The following is a 22715-nucleotide window of genomic DNA, read 5'->3' as shown; positions in this document are numbered from 1 at the left end:
AAACAACGTCGAGGAGACAAGGGTATGTGGAAGATGACAAAGATCGCCGCACTGGCGGTGGGCCTGGCGGCCGCGATGTCTGCCAGCGCGGGGGAGGTCGAGGTCCTGCACTACTGGACATCGGGCGGCGAGGCCAAGTCGGCCGCCGAGCTCAAGAAGATCATGCAGTCCAAGGGCCACACCTGGCGCGACTTTGCCGTGGCGGGCGGCGGTGGCGACAGCGCCATGACGGTGCTCAAGAGCCGCGTGATCTCGGGCAACCCGCCCTCGGCCGCCCAGGTCAAGGGCCCGGCCATCCAGGAATGGGCGTCCGAAGGCGTGCTGGCCAATGTCGATGCGCTGGCCAAGACCGAGAAGTGGGACGACGTGCTGCCCAAGGTGGTCGCCGACGTGATGAAGTACAAGGGCAGCTACGTGGCTGCCCCGGTCAACGTGCACCGCGTGAACTGGCTGTGGGCCAGCTCCGATGCGCTGAAGAAGGCTGGCGTTGCCAGCATGCCCAAGACCTGGGACGAGTTCTTTGCCGCTGCCGACAAGCTCAAGGCCGCAGGCCTGGTCCCCGTTGCCCATGGCGGCCAGAACTGGCAGGACTTCACGACCTTTGAATCCGTGGTGCTGGGCGTGGGCGGTGCCAAGTTCTACCAGGACGCACTGGTCAAACTGGACGACAAGGCCATCAACAGCGACACCATGAAGAAGTCTCTGGAGACCTTCCGCCGCATCAAAACCTACACCGACCCGGGCGCTCCCGGCCGCGACTGGAACCTGGCCACGGCCATGCTCATCCAGGGCAAGGCGGGCTTCCAGCTGATGGGTGACTGGGCCAAAGGTGAGTTCATCGCGGCCAACAAGGCGCCGGGCAAGGACTTCCAGTGCGCAGCGGCACCGGGCACGGCCAACGCGTTCACCTTCAACGTGGACTCGTTCATCCTGTTCAAGCTCAAGGACGCAGCAGCGCAGAAGGCGCAGAGCGACTTGGCCAGCTCCATCATGAGCCCTGAGTTCCAGGAGGTGTTCAACCTCAACAAGGGCTCGATCCCTGTGCGCACCGGACAGAAGATGGACAAGTTTGACGACTGCGCCAAGCTGTCCAGCAAAGACTTTGCCGACACTGCCAAGAGCGGTGGCCTGGTGCCCAGCGTGGCCCATGGCATGGCGATTGCGCCTGCCACCGAAGGGGCGATCAAGGATGTCGTCAGCCAGTTCTGGAACGACGACAAGGTGAGCGTCGCCGACGCCATGAAGAAGATCGCGGTCGCCGCGAAGACCAAGTAAGCCGTGTACGACACACGCACCCGCACGCACTAAAACCAACCCCAGAGGGATCCCATCATGAAGACAAGAAACCGCCTCACGGCGGTGGCTTTGGCCGCCGCATGCGCGAATGGCGCCTTTGCTATGGACGTAGCAGGCTTTGAGTTCAACGGCTACTCCCGCGGTGGCCCGGTGTTCAACCACTCCGACGGCGTCAAGGGCAACCTGACGCTGGGCGGCGAGCTGCAGAAATACCGCCTGGGCAACGAAGGCGACAACGGCATCGAAGTCAACTTTGCCAAGGGCTTCGAGGCCGGTGGCATCAACTGGAAGGTGAACTACATGCCCGCCAAGTGGGGCAGTGGCGACATCAGCACCGAACAGGCGTTTGTGGAAATGAGCGGCTTCTCGTTCTCGCCCGAAGCCAAGTTCTGGGTCGGCCAGCGCCGCCTGCGGATCCAGGACGTGCACATCGTCGACTACTTCCTGCTGAACTACGGCGACAACATCGGCGCTGGTGTGACCGACGTGCCTGTGGGCGGCATGAAGCTGGGCGTGGGCGTGTTCTCCGGCGACAAGTTTGACGGCGGCCTGCCCAACAACGTGAAGGCGCACCGCATCAACGCCGACCTGTCCGAGATCAACACCAACCCCGGCGGCAAGCTGCGGGTGTTGCTGACCGCCGTGGGCGGCAAGAACCAGGTGGGCGGCGGCTCCGGCTCCGGCATCTCGTTGATGCACACGCAAAAGGAGTTCCTGCTGCCCAGCATCAGCAACACGCTGTATTTGCAGACATCGCGCGGCCATGCCCGCATCGACGGGGAGTTCGAGGCCATCGAGGGCACCAGGGCAGGCAAGCGCGCCACCCGCATTGCCGACTCCATCAACTGGCAAAGCGGCCCGTTTGGCGGCCAGGCCCTCATTGGCTACCAGACCAACAAGGCTGACCTGACCGGCGTGGAGACCAAGGACTTCTCGCTGGGCGGCCGTGGCTCGTACGCGTTCACCAAGAACTTCAAGGGCCTGGTGGAGTTGTCCACCACCACCCGCAAGGGCAGTGGTCCGGACCAGCGCCTGTCCAAGGTCACGCTGGCGGGTGCCCTGGCACTGAATGAAGACTTCTGGTCGCGTCCTGAGCTGCGTCTGTATGTGACGAAGGCCAACTGGAACCAGGCGGCGGCTGTGGCCAACGCAGGCACCTTTGGCGCCAATGGCAAGACCTCGCGCACGCTGGTGGGCGTGCAGTACGAGGTGTGGTGGTAAGAGGGAGAGAGTGAGTAGCGAGTTAGTTTGAGGTAGACACTTTGTTCATTGGGGGGTGCTCTGTGCGCACCCCCCTTTTTTCATGTGACACAAAGTGGGTGAGTGAATGAGTGAATGAGTGAAACGGTGATTCAGTGACTGATCGAGACACCGCCTACCGCGCGCGCAGCGTGTGCAGTGCGTACGCAAGAGAGATTCGCAAGCAATGAAGAATTCCTTTGAAACCTGGCTGCCCAGGCTGGTGGTGACCCCGGCGTTTGTGCTGGGTTTTGCCTTCATCTATGGCCTCATGGTGTGGAACGGCGTGCTCAGCCTCACCGCATCGCGCATGCTGCCCAACTACGAATGGGCGGGCCTGGCGCAGTACGAGCGCCTGTGGGAGATGGACCGCTGGTGGGTCGCCCTGAAGAACCTGGGCATTTTTGGCGTGGGCTATGTGGGCGGATCGCTGGTGATTGGTGTGGTGCTGGCCGTGCTGCTGGACCAGAAGATCCGCGCCGAGGGCGCGCTGCGCACCATCTACCTGTACCCCATGGCGCTGTCGTTCGTGGTGACCGGCACGGCCTGGAAGTGGCTGCTGAACCCCGGCCTGGGCATCGAAAAGATGGTGCGCGACTGGGGCTTCACGAACTTTGAATTTGGCTGGCTGGTGGACACCGAGATGGCGATCTACTGCGTGGTAATCGCCGGCATCTGGCAAAGCGCCGGGTTTGCCATGGCGCTGTTCCTGGCCGGGCTGCGCGGCATTGACGACAGCATCATCAAGGCCGCGCAGGTCGATGGTGCCTCGCTGCCGCGCATCTACTGGCGCATCGTGCTGCCCGCGCTGCGGCCGGTGTTCTTCTCCACGCTCATGGTGCTGTCGCACCTGGCCATCAAGAGCTTTGATTTGGTGATGGCGCTGACGGCGGGCGGCCCCGGTTTTGCCACCGATGTGCCCGCCACCTTCATGTACACCATGTCGTTCTCGCGCGGGCAAATTGGTCTGGGCGCGGCCAGCGCCACCATGATGCTGGCCACCGTCGCGGCCCTGGTGATTCCTTACCTTTACAGCGAACTGCGGACCAAAGCCCATGACCGCTAAGCCCTCCTTGTTCCCTTCTGTGGGCCGCCTGCTGGTCTACACGGTGCTGGCCCTGGCCACCGCCTTCTTTCTGCTGCCGCTGTACGCGATGCTCGTCACGTCGTTCAAGGACGCCGAGGAAATCCGCAGCACCTCGCTGCTGGCACTGCCCGCTGCGCTCAACTGGTCGGCCTGGGGCACGGCATGGTCCAGCGCCTGCACGGGGGTGGACTGCAACGGCTTGCGCCCCTTCTTCTGGAACTCGGTGGCCATGGCCGTGCCAGCGGTGCTCATCTCTACCGTGTGGGGCGCGCTCAACGGCTATGTTCTGAGCCTGTGGAAGTTTCGCGGCAGCGACACGCTGTTTGGCCTGCTGCTGTTTGGCGTGTTCATGCCCTTCCAGGTCGTGCTGCTGCCCATGAGCCAGGTGCTGGGCTGGCTGGGGTTGTCCAGCTCCATCACCGGGCTGGTGCTGGTGCACTGCCTGGCGGGGCTGGCGGGCACCACGCTGTTCTTTCGCAACTACTACGCGGCCATCCCCAAGGAGCTGGTGAACGCCGCACGCATGGACGGCGCAAGCTTCTGGCAGATCTTCTGGCGCATCGTGCTGCCGCTGTCCACGCCCATCGTGATGGTCACGCTGATCTGGCAGTTCACCAACATCTGGAACGACTTTCTGTTCGGTGTGGTGTTCTCGGGCACCGAGTCCAAGCCCATCACCGTGGGTCTGAACAACCTGGCCAACACCAGCAGCAGTGTGAAAGCCTACAACGTGGACATGGCGGCCGCCATCATCGCGGGCCTGCCCACGATGGTGATCTATGTGCTGGCGGGTAAATTTTTTGTGCGCGGGCTGACGGCCGGCGCGGTGAAGGGATAAATCATGGCGTCATCACTCGACATTGCAGGCATCAACAAGCGCTTTGGCAAAGGCGACAAAAGCGTGGAGGTGCTGCGCAAGGTGGACATCCACGTCGCGCCCGGCGAGTTCCTCATCCTCGTCGGCCCCTCGGGCTGCGGCAAGTCCACGCTGCTCAACATCATTGCGGGGCTCGATGAACCCACCGAGGGCGAGATCCGCATCGGTGGCAAAAACGTGGTGGGCATGCCCCCGCGCGACCGCGACATCGCCATGGTGTTCCAGAGCTATGCGCTGTACCCCACGCTGAGCGTGGCCGACAACATCGGCTTTGCGCTGGAGATGCGCAAGATGCCCAAGGCCGAGCGCCAAAAGCGCATCAACGAAGTGGCCGCCATGCTGCAGATCAGCCACCTGCTGGACCGCCGGCCCAGCCAGCTGTCGGGCGGCCAGCGCCAGCGTGTGGCCATGGGGCGGGCGCTGGCGCGCCAGCCGCAACTGTTCCTGTTTGACGAGCCGCTGTCCAACCTGGACGCCAAGCTGCGCGTGGAGATGCGCGCCGAGATCAAGCGCCTCCACCAGGCCAGCGGCATCACCAGCGTGTACGTCACACACGACCAGGTCGAGGCCATGACCCTGGGCTCGCGCATCGCGGTGATGAAGGGCGGTGTGGTGCAGCAGCTGGGCACGCCGGACGACATCTACAACCGCCCGGCCAACACCTATGTGGCCACCTTCATCGGCTCGCCCACCATGAACCTGCTGCGCGGTGCGGCCACGGGGGGGCAGTTTGGCATCCAGGGCGCAGCGCTGAACCTTGCGGCCCCCGCCAGTGCCAACGAGGTGCTGCTGGGCGTGCGCCCCGAGCACCTGGTGATGCAGGAGACGGCCCCGTGGCGCGGCCGCGTCAGCGTGGTGGAGCCCACAGGCCCCGACACCTATGTGATGGTGGACACGGCCGCAGGCAGCGTCACGCTGCGCACCGACGCCCAGACCCGCGTGCAGCCCGGCGACGCCGTGGGCCTGGCGGTAGAGCCCGCCAACGCCCACTGGTTTGACGCCAGCAGCGAGAATCGGCTGGCGTGAGCCGCGCGGCGCAAGCGCCGCCGGATCGTTGCATGTAGTGTGCTGTCCCGCAAATAGCTGCACATGAAATCGCGTCCTCACCCCCAGGGCTGCGTTGCAAATCCTCGCGATAGCGACGGCTATCACTGCGGTTTGCGCCTTGCTCTGGGCGCGATGTCATCGATTTCATTTCGTGCAGCTATTTGCGGGACAGTACACTGGTTGCTATTGAAACAATAGCTGCTAGCGCATGTTCTACTAGCGCTGGCAGCTGTTTTTGCTTAAAAACACCGCATGACACCCCTGCGCCTGCTGGCCGACATTGGCGGCACCAACATTCGCCTGGCCTGGCAAGACCAGCCCGATGGCCCCCTGCACGACACCCGTGTGCTGCCCTGCGCACAGTTCCCCACGGTGGACGCCGCACTGGCGGCCTACCTGGCCGAAGTGAACATCGCCACCCCGCGCGAGGCGGCGTTTGGCATTGCCAACCCGGTCACGGGAGACGCCATCCGCATGACCAACCACAGCTGGAGCTTCTCGCAGCGCGCCGTGCGCGAGGCCTTTGGTTTTGAGCGGCTGGTGGTCATCAACGACTTCACCGCACTCGCGCTGGCGCTGCCCCTGCTCACGCCCGAGCAGCTGCGCCCCGTGGGCGGCGGTGTGGCCGTGCCGGGCGCTGCGATTGCGCTGCTGGGCCCGGGCACGGGCCTGGGCGTGTCGGGCCTGGTGTTTCCGCCCGGCTCGAGCCTGGGGGTGCCGCTGTCGGGCGAGGGCGGCCATGTCACGCTGGCCGCGCAGACCCAGCGCGAGTTCGATGTGCTGGGCATTCTGCAAGAGCGCTACGGCCACGTATCGGCCGAGCGCGCCGTGTGTGGCGCCGGGCTGGTGGACCTGTACCACGCGCTGCGTCGGCTGGCCCAGCGCGGTGGCAAGGAAGTCAGCTCCGCCGCACAGGTGACCGAGCTGGCGCTGCAGGCCAACGACTCGCTGGCGCTGGAGGCGCTGGAGCTGTTCTGCGGCTTTCTGGGCAGTGTGGCGGGCAACCTGGCGCTCACGCTGGGTGCACGCGGTGGTGTGTACCTGGGCGGCGGCATGGTGCCGCGCCTGGGCACATGGTTTGACCAGTCCCCGTTCCGCGCGCAGTTTGAATCCAAAGGGCGCTTCCAGTCCTATCTGGCGACCATTCCCTGCTGGGTCATCGACCCCGGCGCCACGCCCGCGCTGTTTGGCGCATCGCGCGCGCTGGACATTGCGGGCTCGGACGCATGAGCAGCAACAGCGCACCACCGCCCATGCTCCGGCCCACCGGTGTGCACCATGTGGCCATCATCGCCAGCGACTACGCCCGCTCCCGCCGCTTCTACACCGAGGTGCTGGGTTTGCAGGTGGTGCACGAACACTACCGCGCCGAGCGGCAGTCGTACAAGCTGGACCTGCAACTGCCCGATGGCACGCAGGTGGAGCTGTTTTCCTTTCCTGAACCGCCTGCGCGCCCGTCCTACCCCGAGGCCTGTGGCCTGCGCCACCTGGCCCTGCGCGTGGCCGACATGGCGGCCAGCGTAGCTGCCTTGGCCGCCCATGGCGTGGCCGTGGAGCCGGTGCGCACGGACCCGTTCACCGGGGCGCTGTTCACCTTTTTTGCCGACCCGGACGGGTTGCCGATCGAGTTGGTGGAAGAGGGCAGGGCGCGGTAAACCGCACATCGCTGCAACGCTGCGCAGCCATTGCGCAGGCGCTAAGGGTGCGGACCTGCCTCCCAGGGCTTCAGTTTTATTTCAACCACGCCTTGACGCGCGCCGACAGCGCCTCGGTACTGATGCCGTAGCGGTCGTGCAGCGTGGGCAGGGCCCCCGCATCCAGGTAGGCATCGGGCAGCCCCGCCAGGCGGAACCGCGCGGGCTGTACGCCGTTTTGCAGCAGCGCGCTGGCCACAGCCTCGCCCAGGCCGCCAACCACCGAATGGTTCTCGGCCACCACCACCAGGCGCGGCTTGCGCTGCACCTCGGCCAGGATGGTTGTTACATCGAGTGGCTTGATGGTGGGGCAATGCAGCACGCCCACGCCGATGCGGTCGGCCTGCAGCGCCTTGGCCACCTCGAGCGCGCGCATGGTCAGGAAGCCGCTGGAGATGATGAGCACCTCGTCGCCATCCACCAGGCGCTTGGCCTTGCCCAGCTCAAACTGGTAGTCGTACTCGTCCAGTACCAGCGGCACATTGCCGCGCAGCAGGCGCATGTAGACGGGGCCGTTGTGGGCAGCCATTTGCGGCACGGCCTGCTCGATGTCGAGGGCATCGCTGGGGTCGATGATGGTCAGGCCCGGGATGCCACGCATCATGGCGATGTCTTCAGTGGCTTGGTGGCTCGGGCCATAGCCGGTGGTCAGGCCGGGCAGCGCGCAGCACATCTTCACGTTCAGATTTTCTTCGGCAATCACCTGGTGGATGAAGTCGTACGCGCGGCGCGTGCCAAACACGGCGTAGGTGGTGGCGAAGGGAATCAGCCCTTCCTTGGCCATGCCGCCTGCCGCACCCATCAGCAGCTGTTCGGCCATGCCCATCTGGTAGAAGCGCTCGGGGTAGGCCTGCGCAAACAGGTGCAGGTCGGTGTACTTGGCCAGGTCGGCGGTCATACCCACGATCTCGGGGCGGGTAGCGGCCAGTTCGACCAAGGCCTTGCCAAACGGTGCGGCCTTGACGCGCTGCCCCTCGCCCGCGATGGAGGCGATCATGGCGGAGGTGGTCAGGCGCGGTTTTTTCTCGGCGACGGTGTTCATGCGGCGGCTCCTTAGGGTGCGTTCTGGTCGAGGATGGCGAGGGCCTGCTGCCACTCGGGCGGATCGACGCGGATGAAGTGGTTCTTGTCGCGCGTCTCCAGGAAGGGAACGCCTTTGCCCATGAGCGTGTTGAACAGGATCACGCGCGGCTTGGGCTCTGTCAGATTTCGCGCGGTGTCAAAGGCCGCCAGCACGGCAGCCAGGTCGTTGCCATCGACACGCTGCACATGCCAGCCAAAGGCCAGCCATTTGTCGGCCAGGGGCTCGAAGCCCAGCACCTGGCTGCTGGGACCGTCTGCCTGCTGGTTGTTGATGTCCACCAGGCAGATCAGGTTGTCGAGCTGGTGGTGGGCCGCCGACATGGCGGCCTCCCAGGTAGAGCCTTCGTCCAGCTCGCCGTCGCTCATGGAGTTGTAGACGAACGCGGGATTCTTTTTCTGCTTCAGGCCCAGCGCCATGCCCACACCGATCACCAGGCCCTGGCCCAGAGAGCCGCCCGAGATTTCCATGCCCGGTGTGTACGTGGCCATACCGCTCATGGGCAGGCGGCTGTCGTCGCTGCCGTAGGTTTCGAGTTCCTCCTGCGGAATCACGCCGGCTTCGATCAGCGCTGCGTAGTGGGCGATGGCGTAGTGGCCGTGCGAGAGCAGAAAGCGGTCACGGCCCTCCCAGGTGGGGTCTTGGGGTTGTAGGTTCAGCGCATGGCCATAGGCCACGGCCAGCACGTCGGCCCAGCCCAGGGCCTGGCCGATGTAGCCCTGGCCCTGAACCTCACCCATGCGAACGGCGTAGCGGCGGATGCGATGGGCGCACCGGGCCAGCGCCTGCAGTTTGTCTGCGGCGGAAGTCATGGAGTTCTCCTGTGTGAAAGCGGGGGAAGAAAAGCGGTCAGCGAAGGATCGAGGCCGGCACGTAAGACACCAGCGCCAGCACCAAGAAGGCCACGAAGTAAAACGGCCCCAGCTCGCGCACCGTCTGGCCCACCTTGACCTTGGCCAGTGCGCTGGTGATGAACAGCGTGGTGCCCACCGGCGGGGTGTAGAGGCCTACAGCCAGGTTCACCACCATCATGATTCCCAGCTGCACCGGGTCCATGCCAATGCTTTCGGCCAGGGGCAGGAACACCGGGGTCAGCAGCAGCACGGCGGCCGGCAGGTCGATGAACATGCCGATGAACAGCATCAGCAGGTTCATGATCAGAATCACGATCCAGCCCTGGCTCACGTTCTGCTGGATCCAGTGGGCCACACCTGTGGGCATCTGGTCATAGGTCAGCAGCCAGCCGATTGCGGCAGAGGCCATGATCACCAGCAGCACCACGCCGGTCGCCAGGCCCGCATGCACCACGGCATCGTTCAGGCGCTTGAGCGACAGGTCGCGGTACACCACCACCGACACCGCAGCGGCGTACAGCGTGGACAACACGGCCACCTCGGTGGGTGTGGCAATGCCAAAGCGCAGGAACAACACGATCAGCACCGGCAGCAGCAGCGCGGGCGACGAGTACAGCAGGTGCACGCGGAATTCACTCCAGTTGATGGGGGTGGTGTCGCGTGGGAAGTTGCGGCGCTTGCCGACCCACCAGCACATGAACATAAAGCCCACGCACATCAGGATGCCGGGCAGGATGCCCGCGACAAACAGTGCCGCAATGGAGGCATTGGCCGTCAGGGCGAACAGAATCATCGGGATCGAGGGCGGGATCAGGATGTCGATGGTGGCCGCTGCAGCCAGCGTGGCTGCAGAAAAAGCGGGCGGATAGCCCAGGCGCTTGTGCCAGGGAATCAGCAGCGAGCCGATGGCCGAGGCATCGGCCACGGCCGAACCCGACACGCCACCGAACAGCGTGGACGACAGCACGCCCACCTGCGCGGGCCCGCCGTGAAAGCGGCCGATCAGCGTGCTGAGCACGCCCACCAGCGCAGCCCCCAGGCGGCCGCCCATCATGAGCGAGCCGGTGAGCATGAAGAACGGGATCGCGATCAGCGGAAAGCTCTGCACCTGCGCCACCATCTGCTGCACCAGCAGGTCGAGCGGCACGCGGTCGGAGGTGGCGGCGGCCGCCATGGCCGCGACCAGCAGCGCATGGGCAATGGGCATGGCCAGCACGGCCGCACCGAGAAAGACAAAAAGAATGAGGGCGCTCATGGTGAGTTCCTTGGCAGGGGTGGCGGGGCTTACCAGTGCGCCTCGGGTACGGCGGTCTCGGCACCGGGGGCGCTGGGCACCGGCGGGGTGGCCCAGGCGTTCCAGGCCGACTTGAGCGCCAGCAACGCCAGCATCACCAGTCCACCCATCACGCAGCCATAGGTAAGCGACCCGGGCACCTGCAGGATGGGCGACTTCTCGTCGTGCACGATCTCCAGCATCTGAAAGGTGGCCCGGGCGAGCGTGCCGTACAGCGCTGCCACCACCAGCCAGCTGCCGATGGCCGCCCAACGGCGCAGCGCGGGCGGTACGGCGTCCATCAGAAAGCTGGTGGTGATGTGGGCACCGTGCGCTGCCGCCAGCACTACGCCAGACATGACCAGCCACGGAAACAGCAGCTCCGGCACCTCATTGGCCCATTGCAGGCTGGTGCCGGTGGCGTAGCGCAACACGGTGTTGGCCACCAGGATGATGAAGATGACGGACGTGCTGATCCACAGCAGCACTCGGCATACGCCGACAACGGCCCATTCGATGAGGTTCATCGGGAGACTCCTTGGGCTGCAGGGCTGGGGCCCGTGCAGCGGCTTCGGGGGAAATGAGGACAGGCGCCGCAGCGCCCCGAACGATCAGCGCGCGGCGGCGATGACTTTCTTGAGGTACGGGCCGATGGGCGTGGTCAGCCACTTGGCGTCCACCGCAGCCGTGGCCTTGGCAAACGCGGCCTTGTCCACCGTGGTCACCTGCACGCCCTTGGCCTTGAGGTCGTCCAGCAGCTTGTCGTCGGCCTCTTGCGACATCTTGCGCTGCAGTGCCGTGGCCTCTGCTGCCGCTTCGGTCACGGCCTTGCGGTCCGCGTCGGACAGGCGGTCCCAGGTGCGCTTGCTCATCAGGAACGGCGTCATCTGGAACATGTGGCTCGTCAGTGCCAGGTGCTTTTGCACTTCGTACAGCTTGCTGGCGTGGATGTTGACCAGCGGGTTCTCTTGCCCATCGACCACGCCCTGCTGCAGCGCCACGTACAGCTCGGCAAACTTGATCTGCTGTGCCTCGGCACCCAGCGCCTGCATGATGTCCACCAGCACTGCGTCGGGCGGGGTGCGCATCTTCAAGCCCTTCATGTCTTCGACCTTGGTGATGGGGCGTTTGCTGTTGGTCATGTGGCGGATGCCGTTGTCCCAATAGCCCAGCACCACCATGCCCTTGTCGGCCGACTTCTGTGCCAGCTCCTGGCCCAGCGGGCCGTCCAGCAGCTTGAAGGCCTGCGCGGGGGTGGAGAACATGAACGGCATGCCGTAGGCGGCGTACTCGGGCACAGCCACCGACACGGCGCCTTGCGAGTTCGCCGTCATGTCGAGCGCACCGGTGCGTACGGCCGTGACCATGGCGGCGTCGTCGCCCAGCTGCGCGGAGGGCGCCACCTGCACCTCGATGCGGCCTGCGGTCTTGGCCTTGAGGGTTTCGGCGAATTTGACAGCGGCCTCGTGGCGCGGATTGCCGGGGGCAGCGCCATGGCCCAGCGTGAGCTTCATGGTCTGCGCCTGCGCGAGCCCGGGCAGTGCCACCGCCAAAGCAGCGGCTGTCAGCAGGGTGCGGGTGAAGGTTTTGCGTTGCATGGTTTGTCTCCTGGTTTATGTTTGTTGAGAGGTCGTGAGGGCGGTCAGTGGATCAGCATGCCGCCGTTCACATCGAGCGTGATGCCGGTGCAATAAGTCGAAAGCGGGCTGGCGAGAAACACGCAGGCTCCGGCAATGTCTTCGGCCCGGCCCAGGCGGGCGAGTGGAATGGTTTCCGCGATCTCGGCCTTTTTCTCTTCGGTCAGCTTGCCCTTGATGATGTCCGTGCCGATCAGGCCGGGGGTGATGCAGTTGACGCGGATGTTCTCGGGACCAAACTCGCGGGCCATGGCGCGGGCCAGGCCCAGCACACCTGCTTTGGCGGCCGAGTAGTGGGGCCCGCCCAGAATGCCGCCGCCGCGCTGGGCCGACACCGACGAGATGCAGATGATGGAGCCGCTTTGCTGTGCACGCAGCGTGGGCAGCACAGCCTGGGACATGTACAGCGTGCCACGCAGGCTGACGTTGAGAATGCGGTCGTAGTCGGCGCCCGTGATCTCCAGCGTCTTGACGGGCTGGGTGATGCCCGCGTTGTTGACCAGCGTGTCGATGCGGCCGAAATGGGCATACACCTGGGCGGCGGCGGCATCGCACGATGCTTTGTCGGTCACATCGGCCACCAGGCCCAGGTGGCCCTCGCCCAGCCGCGCGGCGGCGCCTGCGGGGTCGGCGGCTTCGAGGTCGAGGATGGCGACTTTGGCGCCTTGCTCGGCCATCAGGCGGGCGGTGGCAAACCCGAGGCCGTTGAGTCCCGCCCCTCCGGTAATGATGGCAACCTGGTCCTTTAGCAGCATGTGTCTTGTCTCCTGTGGTGTGAAGGTGCAGGAGACTTGTACGCTGCCCGTGAGGGCGGCTGTCAAAGCGGTGTCTCCTGTTCTGGGAGCCGATTCTCAAAGCCGCTCAAGATGATGACAAGCGATGAATCATCAGCGTAAGATGACATTCCGTCATCTAACGTCAGGGTTCACCCCATGCCCACCTTGCCGCCCATTGCCAATCTGCAGGCCTTTGAGGCCGTGGCACGCCGCCGCAGCTTTGCGCTGGCAGCGGCGGAGCTGAACCTCACGGCCTCGGCCATCAGCCACCAGGTTTCGCGGCTGGAGGCGCAACTGGACATTCGCCTGTTCGAGCGCAGCGCCCACGGGGTGCGCCTGAGCCCTGCGGGCGAGCATTACCTGATGCACGTGGGGGCTGCGCTCAACGCCATTGCCACGGCCACCGACGATTTGCGGCATGGCATCCGCAACAGCCTGTATGTGCACACGGCACCCAGCATCGCCAGCCTGTGGCTCATGCCGCGCCTGCACCGCTTTGCGCAGGCCTACCCGGAGATATCGCTCAACCTCTCAGCCGCCCACACGCCCAGCGATTTCGCGCTCGGCCAGGCCGACATCGACATCCGCTACGGCATTCCGCAGTGGGGCGATCTGGTGGTGGAGCCGCTGTTCGAGGAAGCGATCGTGCCGCTGGCCAGCCCGGCCTTCATCAAGGCGCACAAGCTCAAGCGCGCAGAGCAGTTGCTGGACCTGCCGCTGATCCAAAGTAACGTCAGCATCGTGCAGTGGTCCGACTGGTTTGGCCGGTTCACCAAGCTGCGGGCACCCGACCGTTTCTCCCTGCGGTTTGACCGCGCCCAGATGTCCCTGGACGCCGCCACACAGGGCCTGGGCGTGGCCTTGGAGAGCGCCGTCAACGCAGGCGGGCACTTGGCTGATGGCCGACTGAAGGCCCCGTTCGGCATGGACCAGGCTGTGCGGGTGAAGGCGCATTTCGCCGTGTACCCTGAGCGGCACGCCAAGCGCCCGGCGGTGGAGGCGTTTTTGTCGTGGCTGCACAGCGAGGCTGCGCAGACCTAAGAAAACAAGGCCCGGCGGCCGCGGCTGCGAAGGTCTGCAGCCGCCGGACGCGAGGCTCTCACATCTCCTCGCTCCAGCAATACCCGTCGCGCGCAATCATTGCGCTCGCGGCACGCGGGCCCCAGCTGCCGGCGGGGTAGGGGCGTGGGCCTGCTGGGTCGTTCTTCCAGTACTGGAGGATGGGCTCTACCCAGCGCCAGGCTTCCTCCTGCTCGTCGCTGCGCACAAACAGGTTCAGGCGGCCAGCAATCACATCGAGCAGCAGGCGCTCGTAGGCGCCCACGCGTTCGGTGCCAAAGCGCTGGTCAAAGTCCAGGTTCAGGTGCACCTGCGACAGCGCGGGTTCGGTCTGGTGCTGGGCGGCGCCCTGCGCCATCAGGTGCAGTTCCAGCCCGTCCTTGGGTTGCAGGTTGATCACCAGGCGGTTGGCGGCGCCCGCAGGGGTCTTGAAGATGGGGTGGGGCACGGGCCGGAAGTTGATGACGATGTGCGCGTCGCGCCCCGCCAGCCGCTTGCCGGTGCGGATGTAAAACGGCACGCCCGCCCAGCGCCAGTTGCTGATCTCGGTGCGCAGCGCCACAAAGGTCTCAGTGGTGCTGCTGGCGGCCACGCCTTTCTCTTGCGCGTAGCCGGGCACGGGCTGGCCCTGGTGGTTGCCGGCCGCGTACTGCCCACGGATCACGTGCTGGCCGATGGTCTCCAGCGTCCAGGGCTTGAGCGACTGCAGCACCTTGAGCTTTTCGTCGCGGATGGCGTTGGCGCTGGAGTTGATGGGGGGCTCCATGCCGATCGCGCACAGCAGCTGCAGCGCGTGGTTCTGCACCATGTCGCGCAGTGCGCCGGTCTGGTCGTAGAACGCGCCGCGCGACTCCACGCCCAGCTCCTCGGCAATCGTAATCTGGATGTTGGCAATGGTTTCGCGGCGCCACAGGGGCTCGAACAGCGCGTTGCCAAAACGCAGCGCAAACAGGTTCTGGACGGACGGCTTGCCCAGGTAGTGGTCGATGCGGAAGACCTGCTCTTCCTTGAGCACGCGGCGCAGCGTGTCGTTGATCGCGCGGTTGGACTGCAGGTCGTGGCCCAGGGGTTTTTCCAGCACCACGCGGGTGGTGGGGCCGTTCAGGCCCACGGCGGCGATCTGCTCACACACATTGGTGAACAGGCTGGGCGCAGTGGCCACATACATCACCACCGAGTCGGCTCCGCGCGCCTTCAGCGTCTCGGCCAGGCGTTCGTAGTCCTGGGTTTTGGACAAGTCCATGCGCAGGTAGTGCAGCAGCGCGGCGAAGCGTGCAAACTCGTCCGGGCTGGGGCGCTTGGCCAGCTCCACGCTGTCGAACCGCGACTGGATCAGGCTGCGGTATTGTTCGTCGCTCAGGTCATCACGTGCCACCGCGATGATGCGTCCCCCCTCAGGCAGCGTGCCATGCCGAAAGGCCTGAAACAATGCGGGCATGAGCTTGCGCCAGGCGAGGTCGCCGGTGCCGCCGAACAGGACGAGGTCAAAACTCATGGTGTCTCCGTGATGGGGTGGTTCGTTTTGTTGCGTGGGATTGTAATCACGTTACATGATTTTCTAAAGAGGAGTGCCTTGTATCTACTGCTTGTAACCCAAAAGAACCTGTTAATAGGCCATTTTGTCGTGTAATCAAGTTACTATCTCGGCGCTTTTTTCACCTTACCCGTTTGATGACCATGCCTCTCCGTTGCGACCAGTCTGCGCTGTGGCCCCAGTTGGCCGCCCACTACGCCTCCCACGGCCAGCATCTGGACATGCGCCAGGCGTTTGCGCAGGATGCCCAGCGGTTTGCAGCCTTCAGCCAGTCGGCTCCGCATGTGTTTGCTGACCTGTCCAAGAACCTGTGGGACCGCGATACCGAAGCGCTGCTGCTGGATCTGGCCCGCGACTGCGGCCTGGTGCAACACCGCGATGCGATGTTTGCAGGCGAGGCCACCAACACCACTGAAAACCGCGCCGTGCTGCACACGCTGCTGCGCCGCCCTGCAGGCGTGGCCCTGCCCGGTGATGTGCCCGAGACCGCACAGCGCCTGGCCGACGTGCACCACACGCTTGATGCCATGCTGCAGTACGCCGAGCAGGTGCGCAGCGATGCCGCCATCACCGACGTGGTGAACATTGGCATCGGCGGGTCGGACCTGGGCCCGCACATGGCCGTGCGCGCGCTCGAAGAGTTCCGCATCCCCAGCAAGCGCTTTCACTTTGTGTCTAACGTGGACGGGCACGAGCTGCACCACGTGCTCAAGGGCCTGCGGCCCGAGAGCACGCTGTTCCTGGTCGCGTCCAAGACGTTTACCACGGCCGAGACCATGACCAACGCGCGCTCGGCCCTGGCGTGGTTTGGTGCCCAGGGCGGGCGCGATGTGGCCCGCCACTTTGCGGCGCTTACCACCAACATCGAGGCCGCAGCGGCCCTCGGCATCACCACCACCTTCGGCTTCTGGGACTGGGTGGGCGGCCGCTACTCGCTGTGGTCGGCCATTGGCCTGCCGATTGCCATCGCGATCGGTGCCCAAGGCTTCCGAGATTTCCTTGGGGGCGCGTACGCCATGGACGAGCATTTCCGCACCGCACCGCTGGCGCAGAACCTGCCGGTGCGTCTGGGTCTGCTCGATGTCTGGTACCGCAATTTCCTCGGCTTCACCAGCCGCTGCATTGCGCCGTATCACGCCGCGCTGGGGCGCTACTCGGCCTACCTGCAGCAGCTGGAGATGGAGAGCAACGGCAAGCGCGTGGCGCAAGACGGCAGCACGCTGGCCTGCGTCACATCGCCCGTGCTGTGGGGCGAGCCCGGCACCAACGGCCAGCACGCGTTCTTCCAGATGCTGCACCAAGGCGCCGATGTGCTGCCGCTGGAGATCGTGGCCGTGCGCAAGGCCTCGCACCCGCTGCCCGGCCACCAGCAAAAGCTGCTGGCCAACGCCCTGGCGCAGACGCAGGCGCTGATGGTGGGCAAGGCCAGCGATGACGGCCACCGGCACTTTCCGGGCAACCGCCCCAGCACGCTCATGCTGCTCGAATCACTCACCCCCACATCGCTGGGCGCGCTGATTGCACTGCAGGAGCACCGCGTGTTTGTGAGCGGCAGCCTGTGGGGCATCAACAGCTTTGACCAGTGGGGCGTAGAACTGGGCAAGGTGCTGGCCAAGGACCTGGAGGCGCGGCTGGAGAGCGGTGATGTGGCGGGACTCGATGGCTCCACCGCTGGCCTGCTGGGCTTGCTACGCAGCCCTGCCTGACCTTCACGGCACAGCAAAGTCCTCGGGGTCGCTCTGGCGGAAGACCGGGCGCCCTGCCGGCAGAAGCCGGCACAGTTTCTGGTCGACAGCTAACGCATCAGGAGACACTCCCCATGGCGATTCCGCCCTATCCGGACTTCCGCTCCGCAGCCTTTTTGCGCCAGCATCTGCGTGACACCATGGCGTTCTACGACCCCGTGGCCGCCGATCCGAGCGGCGGGCAGTTCCACTTCTTTCTGGACGACGGCACGGTTTACAACACGCACACCCGCCATCTCGTCAGCGCCACCCGTTTTGTGGTCACGCACGCCGTGCTCTACCGCACCACGGGGGAGGCGCGTTATCAGGCGGGCATGCGGCACGCGCTCACGTTCCTGCGCACCGCGTTTCTCGACCCTGCCACGGGCGGCTACGCCTGGCTGATCGACTGGCAGGATGGCCGCACCACCGTGCAAGACGCCACGCGCCACTGCTACGGCATGGCCTTTGTGATGCTGGCGTATGCCCGCGCTTACGAGGCCGGAGTGCCCGAGGCCCGAGATTGGCTGGCTGAGGCTTTTGAAACTGCCGAACAGCACTTCTGGCAACCTGCCGCAGGCCTGTATGCCGACGAGGCAAGCCCCGAGTGGCAGGTGACCAGCTACCGAGGCCAGAACGCCAACATGCACGCCTGCGAGGCCATGATTTCGGCCTTCCGCGCCACGGGCGAGCGTCGCTACATCGAGCGTGCCGAACAACTCGCGCAAGGCATCTGCCAGCGGCAGGCCGCGTTGTCCATCGCCGCCAGCGCCCCCGCTGCCGAAGGTTGGGTGTGGGAGCACTTCCATGCCGACTGGTCCGTGGACTGGGACTACAACCGCCATGACCGCAGTAACATCTTCCGCCCCTGGGGCTACCAGATCGGCCACCAGACCGAATGGGCCAAGCTGCTGCTGCAGCTGGATGCCTTGCTACCGGCCGACTGGCACCTGCCCTGTGCGCAGCGCCTGTTCGATACCGCTTTGGAGCGGGGCTGGGATGCCGCGCACGGCGGCCTGTATTACGGCATGGCGCCCGACGGCAGCATCTGCGACGACGGCAAATACCACTGGGTGCAGGCCGAGAGCATGGCAGCTGCAGCGGTGCTTGCTGTTCGCACGGGGGATGCTCGCTACTGGCAGTGGTACGACCGCATATGGGCCTACTGCTGGGCCCACTTTGTGGACCACGAACATGGCGCGTGGTTTCGCATCCTGCACCGCAACAACCGCAACACCACCCGCGAGAAGAGCAACGCGGGGAAGGTGGACTATCACAACATGGGGGCGTGTTATGACGTGTTGGGAGCGCTGGGGCTGGGGGCTGAGAAGGGCTAACCGGCAGCGAGTCACCCTGTCGACGTAAGCTCACCCCATCGGAACCATCCGGTCCAGCAGGAGAGGAAACATGGAAGTCGGTTTGCTGACCCCGGCGCAACAGGAGCAGATGGTGGACTTGCTGCTTGCGCTGCATGATCACTACCACGCGGGCCGTGCGCTCGACCGGGTCCTTGTGCGCAACCACCTGTTGGACAACCTGTGCGGACCCGACTCTCAGATTCGACTTGTGACGGCAGAACTCGGCGGCGAGTTGTTGGGGTTTGCCGCCATTTACCTGGTGTATTCGTTGGTGGAGCCCGAGCCCGCCCACCAGCGGCAGTGTGTACTTAAGGAGCTGTTTGTTTCTCCGCACCATCGGAGCCAAGGTATTGGCCTGGCTTTGATGCAATGGGTGGCGCGATACGCGCTGGACAACGGCTGTGGCCGCATCGATTGGTCGGTCAAGTCGTCCAACGCCCGGGGCATTGCGTTTTACGAGAGCCAGGGTGCAAGGTTGGTCAGTGACCGCCTCAGCTATCGGATCGTGCGCGAGGAGATCGGCGCGTTGGCGGGCTGGTGATGGAGCGCTGGCCTTTGTGCCCCACTGTGACCAGTTGCTCGGCGCTCTTCACACCTTGAAGAAATTCACCGGCAGCCCAGCCACTTCGACCTGCATGCTGAACAGCGACCCCGCTGCAACCGCTGCCTGCTGTTCTTGAAGAGGCCTTCCCGCCCGCGCCGACGTAATGAACAACGTCCGCAAATTCTCGCCCCCCAGACACACCATGGTCGGGCACTGCACCGGCACCGCAATGCGCTGCAGCACCTCACCTGCTGGCGAAAGCTGCAATACACAAGCGCCTTCGTACATCGCCACCCAGTAGTTGCCTTCCACATCCACCGCCGCGCCATCGGGTCTGCCGCCGTACGGCTGGCCGTCCACCTTGCGGTCAAACTGCACCCAGGGGCGGCGGTTGGCGATATCGCCCGTGGCCACCTCAAAGTCGAACTGGTCGATGCGGTGCTCCGGTGTGTTGGACCAGTACATCGTGCGGTTGTCGGGGCTGAAGGCCAGGCCATTCGCGGTGAAGTTGTCGCCCGCCATGTGGCGCACGCGGTAGCCTGTGGCGCTGGCCGGGTCGGCCTGCAGGCACCACAGCGCCGCATTCGGTGCGGTGCGGGGCGTGATGACCGAGCCCGCCCAGAAACGGCCTGCGGTGTCGCAGCGGCCGTCGTTCAAGCGCAGGACCGTGGTGTCATGCTGCTCGGGCGGCAGCAGGGCCAGGCAGGTGAGGGCGGTAGGGTCTGCGCTGTCCTTGGCCGGATCCAGAAGATAGAAACCGTTTCGTAACCCGATTACCAATCGCCCATCAGCCGCAGGGGCGCAGCAGCCGGGCTCGCTGGGCATGTGCCACTGCCGGTGGTGGCCGCTGTCAGGATGCCATGCGTGCACCGCTTGTCCCTGAATGTCACACCAGTAAAGGGATTTTTCCGTGGGGTGCCAGAAGGGGGATTCACCCAGTTCGGACGGCGGCAAGGGCAAGGTTTGCAGGGACATGGGTTGAATTGGGGTGGTTATCGAGTTACATTCTAGGGCCTCAGATAACGACCCTGGCGCAATGCACGGGGTCCTGCCACCCACCGATGGAGACTTCCATGCATCCAGTTGTAGCGCGCGTGACCGAGCGCATTGTCCAGCGCAGCGCAGACACCCGCGGCGCCTACCTTGCCGGCGTTGACGCCATGATTGCCCGCAAGCCCGCACAAGACCGCATGGGCTGCGCGAACCTGGCCCACGCCTACGCGGCATTGCCGGGATCGGACAAGTTCAAGGTCACGGTCGAGAAGGCGCCCAACATCGGCATCGTCACGGCCTACAACGACATGCTCTCGGCGCACCAGCCGTACCAGAGCTACCCCGCTATCCTGCGTGATGAGGCCGCCCAGCTCGGTGCCACGGTGCAAGTGGCCGGTGGCGTGCCCGCCATGTGCGATGGTGTGACGCAGGGTACGCCCGGCATGGAGCTGTCGCTGTTCTCCCGCGATGCTATTGCCATGGCCACTGCGGTAGCGCTGTCCCACGATGTGTTCGATGGTGCACTGCTGCTGGGCGTTTGCGACAAGATCGTGCCCGGCCTGCTGATCGGCGCGCTGCACTACGGGCATCTGCCCTGCGTGTTTGTGCCCGCAGGCCCCATGGGCACAGGCCTGTCGAACAAGGAAAAATCCAAGGTGCGCGAGCAGTACGCACAAGGCCTGGTGGGCCGTGACGAACTGCTCAAGGCCGAATCGGCCGCGTACCACAGCCCTGGCACCTGCACGTTCTACGGCACGGCCAACAGCAACCAGATGCTGCTCGAAGCCATGGGCCTGCATGTGCCCGGCGCGGCGTTCGAGTCGCCCGGCAGCGAGGCGCGCGAGGCCTTCACGCGCCAGGCGCTGCGCACGGTGCTCGACATCGGCAAGCGGGGCAACCGCTTCACCCCCATCGGCAAGCTGGTGGACGAGCGCTGCATCGTCAACGCCATGGTGGCCCTGCTGGCCACGGGCGGCTCCACCAACCACCTGATCCACTGGGTGGCGATTGCGCGCAGCGCGGGCATCCTGATCGACTGGACGGACTTTGACGAACTCTCGTCGGTGGTGCCCCTGCTGGCCCGCGTGTACCCCAATGGCGACGCCGATGTGAACCAGTTCCAGGCGGCGGGCGGCCCGCCCTGGATCCTGCGCGAGCTGCTGGCGGGTGGCTTGATGCACCCTGACGTGATGAGCGTGAACGCGGGCGGCATTGCCGATGGCGGCAAGAGTGCACCCGCCGTGTCGGGCGACACCTCGGTGCTGCGGCCTGTGAGCGAACCCTTCTCACCCACCGGCGGGTTGCGCCTGCTGCAAGGCCGCCTGGGCCGCGCGGTGATCAAGGTGTCGGCCGTGCCCGAAGACCGCCACATCGTCCAAGCCCCAGCGCGAGTTTTTGACTCGCAAGAAGCCCTGCTCGCAGCCTTCAGCGCTGGCGAGGTGAACCAGGACATGGTGGCCGTGGTGCGCTTTCAGGGCCCGCAGGCCAACGGCATGCCAGAGCTGCACAAGCTCACGCCCCCGCTGGCAGTGCTGCAGAACCAGGGCTTCCAGGTGGCGCTGGTCACCGACGGCCGCATGAGCGGCGCCTCCGGCCGCGTACCGGCCGCGATCCACGTCACGCCCGAGGCCCTGGCCGGTGGCCCGCTGGCCAAGGTGCGTGATGGCGACATCGTGCGGGTGGATGCGGTGGCTGGCACGCTCGATGTGCTGGTGGACGACGCCGAGTGGGCCGCACGCGCCCCGGAGCCCTGCAGCGCCCCATCACCCATCGGCTTCGGCCGCGAACTCTTCACCAACTTTCGCCGCCACGCAGGCGGTGCCGAACAAGGAGCCTGTACATGGCTGTAACCCCTGCTTCCGCCCCCATGAATCCCCTCGACATCGCCAGCCATGGCCCGGTCATCCCTGTCATCGTGATTGACCGCGTGGAAGACGCGCTGCCCCTGGCCGAGGCCCTGCTGGCCGGTGGCGTGAAGGTGCTGGAGGTGACGCTGCGCACCGCTGCCGGTCTGCCCGCCATCGAAACCATCGCCCGCAACCTGCCCGAGGCCGTGGTGGGCGTGGGCACGGTGCTCAACGCCGATGACGCGCGCCGCGCGAGCGAAGCCGGTGCGCGGTTTGCCGTGAGCCCCGGCTACACCTCGGCCGTGGGCAGCGCCTGCAAGGGCCTGAACCTGCCGCTGCTGCCCGGTGTGGCCACATCCAGCGAGATCATGGCGGCGCTGGCCGATGGGTTCTCGTTCCTCAAGCTCTTCCCGGCCGAGGCCGTGGGCGGCATCCCGCTGCTCAAGTCCTGGGCCAGTCCGTTTGGCCAGGTGAGCTTTTGCCCCACGGGTGGCATCACCAACGCCACTGCCTCCAACTACCTGGCACTGCCCAATGTGCGCTGCGTGGGCGGCTCATGGCTTACGCCCACCGATGCGGTGCGCGCGGGCGACTGGGCGCGCATCACCCAGCTGGCGCGCGACACCCAGGCATTGCGCAAGGCGGCTTGAGGGGCTCTGGGCGCTGGGTTTGCAGCCAAAAGCGCCTGGTGCGCTAGTGCAATATGCACCAAAAGCTATCAAAATGAGAGCAAAGGAGGCGCTGACACCGTGGCGCCAGCGGTACGGTGTCTCCGCTGCGCGCGCCGAGTTGGCT

21 protein-coding genes are annotated in these 22715 nt (G+C 65.4%); 13 read left to right on the top strand and 8 right to left on the bottom strand.

Features of this window, described 5'->3' with window-relative positions; genetic code table 11:
* Window positions 1–24 precede the first annotated feature (24 nt).
* From ATF69_RS03715 to gloA2, 7 genes are all read left to right on the top strand, one after another.
* Entirely contained in the window at window positions 25–1275 is a 1251-nt protein-coding gene (locus tag ATF69_RS03715) for an ABC transporter substrate-binding protein (RefSeq protein WP_146869933.1), read from the top strand.
* 57 nt (window positions 1276–1332) lie between these two features.
* The gene (locus ATF69_RS03710) at window positions 1333–2517 is read left to right on the top strand and encodes a carbohydrate porin (RefSeq protein ID WP_483189342.1); all 1185 of its coding nucleotides are present in this window, start codon (window positions 1333–1335) and stop codon (window positions 2515–2517) included.
* 205 nt (window positions 2518–2722) lie between these two features.
* Window positions 2723–3601 carry a carbohydrate ABC transporter permease gene (locus tag ATF69_RS03705; RefSeq protein ID WP_146869932.1) on the top strand — a complete coding sequence of 293 codons (879 nt, stop codon included), beginning with the start codon at window positions 2723–2725 and terminating at the stop codon, window positions 3599–3601.
* Window positions 3591–4460, top strand: a complete 870-nt coding sequence (locus ATF69_RS03700) for a carbohydrate ABC transporter permease (RefSeq protein ID WP_099731185.1) — start codon at window positions 3591–3593, stop codon at window positions 4458–4460. Before ATF69_RS03705 ends, ATF69_RS03700 begins: the two co-directional genes overlap by 11 nt.
* Before the next feature lie 3 nt (window positions 4461–4463).
* A complete protein-coding gene (locus ATF69_RS03695) occupies window positions 4464–5525 on the top strand; it encodes an ABC transporter ATP-binding protein (protein ID WP_146869931.1) in 1062 nt (353 codons plus the stop codon).
* Between the two features lie 273 nt (window positions 5526–5798).
* Complete coding sequence (gene glk / locus ATF69_RS03690; protein ID WP_146869930.1) at window positions 5799–6776, top strand: glucokinase; 978 nt, start codon at window positions 5799–5801, stop codon at window positions 6774–6776.
* A complete protein-coding gene (gloA2, locus tag ATF69_RS03685) occupies window positions 6773–7201 on the top strand; it encodes an SMU1112c/YaeR family gloxylase I-like metalloprotein (RefSeq protein WP_108498894.1) in 429 nt (142 codons plus the stop codon). The genes glk and gloA2 overlap by 4 nt, the downstream gene beginning before the upstream one ends.
* A 76-nt stretch (window positions 7202–7277) precedes the next feature.
* Here the strand turns inward: gloA2 and ATF69_RS03680 are convergent, their stop codons facing one another.
* From ATF69_RS03680 to ATF69_RS03655, 6 genes are all read right to left on the bottom strand, one after another.
* Window positions 7278–8282 (bottom strand): transketolase family protein, encoded by a 1005-nt coding sequence (locus ATF69_RS03680; protein WP_146869929.1) that lies wholly within the window; start codon window positions 8280–8282, stop codon window positions 7278–7280.
* 11 nt (window positions 8283–8293) lie between these two features.
* Entirely contained in the window at window positions 8294–9133 is an 840-nt protein-coding gene (locus tag ATF69_RS03675) for a transketolase (RefSeq protein WP_146869928.1), read from the bottom strand.
* A gap of 37 nt (window positions 9134–9170) precedes the next feature.
* Window positions 9171–10430, bottom strand: coding sequence for a TRAP transporter large permease (locus ATF69_RS03670; RefSeq protein ID WP_056058450.1), 1260 nt, complete (start codon window positions 10428–10430; stop codon window positions 9171–9173).
* A gap of 29 nt (window positions 10431–10459) precedes the next feature.
* Window positions 10460–10975: a TRAP transporter small permease gene (locus ATF69_RS03665; protein ID WP_056058454.1), complete on the bottom strand. Its 516-nt coding sequence runs from the start codon at window positions 10973–10975 to the stop codon at window positions 10460–10462.
* Window positions 10976–11059: 84 nt separating this feature from the next.
* Window positions 11060–12046, bottom strand: coding sequence for a TRAP transporter substrate-binding protein (locus ATF69_RS03660; protein ID WP_056058457.1), 987 nt, complete (start codon window positions 12044–12046; stop codon window positions 11060–11062).
* Window positions 12047–12090: 44 nt separating this feature from the next.
* Window positions 12091–12840, bottom strand: coding sequence for an SDR family NAD(P)-dependent oxidoreductase (locus ATF69_RS03655; protein ID WP_146869927.1), 750 nt, complete (start codon window positions 12838–12840; stop codon window positions 12091–12093).
* Window positions 12841–13017: 177 nt separating this feature from the next.
* Here ATF69_RS03655 and ATF69_RS03650 point away from each other — a divergent pair, with 177 nt between their 5' ends.
* Window positions 13018–13902, top strand: coding sequence for a LysR substrate-binding domain-containing protein (locus tag ATF69_RS03650; protein ID WP_056058464.1), 885 nt, complete (start codon window positions 13018–13020; stop codon window positions 13900–13902).
* 58 nt (window positions 13903–13960) lie between these two features.
* Here the strand turns inward: ATF69_RS03650 and zwf are convergent, their stop codons facing one another.
* Entirely contained in the window at window positions 13961–15415 is a 1455-nt protein-coding gene (gene zwf, locus ATF69_RS03645; protein ID WP_099731175.1) for a glucose-6-phosphate dehydrogenase, read from the bottom strand.
* Between the two features lie 176 nt (window positions 15416–15591).
* Between zwf and pgi the strand changes: the two genes are divergently transcribed.
* The 3 genes from pgi (at window position 15592) to ATF69_RS03630 (ending at window position 19077) form a co-directional block, all read left to right on the top strand.
* Window positions 15592–17160 carry a glucose-6-phosphate isomerase gene (pgi, locus tag ATF69_RS03640; RefSeq protein ID WP_146869926.1) on the top strand — a complete coding sequence of 523 codons (1569 nt, stop codon included), beginning with the start codon at window positions 15592–15594 and terminating at the stop codon, window positions 17158–17160.
* Window positions 17161–17273: 113 nt separating this feature from the next.
* Window positions 17274–18515, top strand: a complete 1242-nt coding sequence (locus tag ATF69_RS03635) for an AGE family epimerase/isomerase (RefSeq protein WP_146869925.1) — start codon at window positions 17274–17276, stop codon at window positions 18513–18515.
* Between the two features lie 70 nt (window positions 18516–18585).
* On the top strand, window positions 18586–19077 hold the full coding sequence (locus tag ATF69_RS03630; RefSeq protein WP_146869924.1) for a GNAT family N-acetyltransferase: 492 nt from the start codon (window positions 18586–18588) through the stop codon (window positions 19075–19077).
* A 48-nt stretch (window positions 19078–19125) separates the two neighbouring features.
* Here the strand turns inward: ATF69_RS03630 and ATF69_RS03625 are convergent, their stop codons facing one another.
* On the bottom strand, window positions 19126–20055 hold the full coding sequence (locus ATF69_RS03625) for an SMP-30/gluconolactonase/LRE family protein (RefSeq protein WP_146869923.1): 930 nt from the start codon (window positions 20053–20055) through the stop codon (window positions 19126–19128).
* A gap of 98 nt (window positions 20056–20153) precedes the next feature.
* On the opposite strand from ATF69_RS03625, the gene edd reads away from it, so the two are divergent.
* Window positions 20154–21923 carry a phosphogluconate dehydratase gene (gene edd, locus ATF69_RS03620; RefSeq protein ID WP_146869922.1) on the top strand — a complete coding sequence of 590 codons (1770 nt, stop codon included), beginning with the start codon at window positions 20154–20156 and terminating at the stop codon, window positions 21921–21923.
* Window positions 21914–22570 carry a bifunctional 4-hydroxy-2-oxoglutarate aldolase/2-dehydro-3-deoxy-phosphogluconate aldolase gene (eda, locus tag ATF69_RS03615; protein WP_146869921.1) on the top strand — a complete coding sequence of 219 codons (657 nt, stop codon included), beginning with the start codon at window positions 21914–21916 and terminating at the stop codon, window positions 22568–22570. The genes edd and eda overlap by 10 nt, the downstream gene beginning before the upstream one ends.
* Window positions 22571–22715 lie beyond the last annotated feature (145 nt).

The organism is Acidovorax delafieldii, from assembly GCF_007993815.1.
Classification (GTDB): domain Bacteria; phylum Pseudomonadota; class Gammaproteobacteria; order Burkholderiales; family Burkholderiaceae_C; genus Acidovorax; species Acidovorax delafieldii.
Note: the sequence above shows the minus strand (reverse complement) of the source record. Positions and strands in the feature narration are given on the sequence as shown.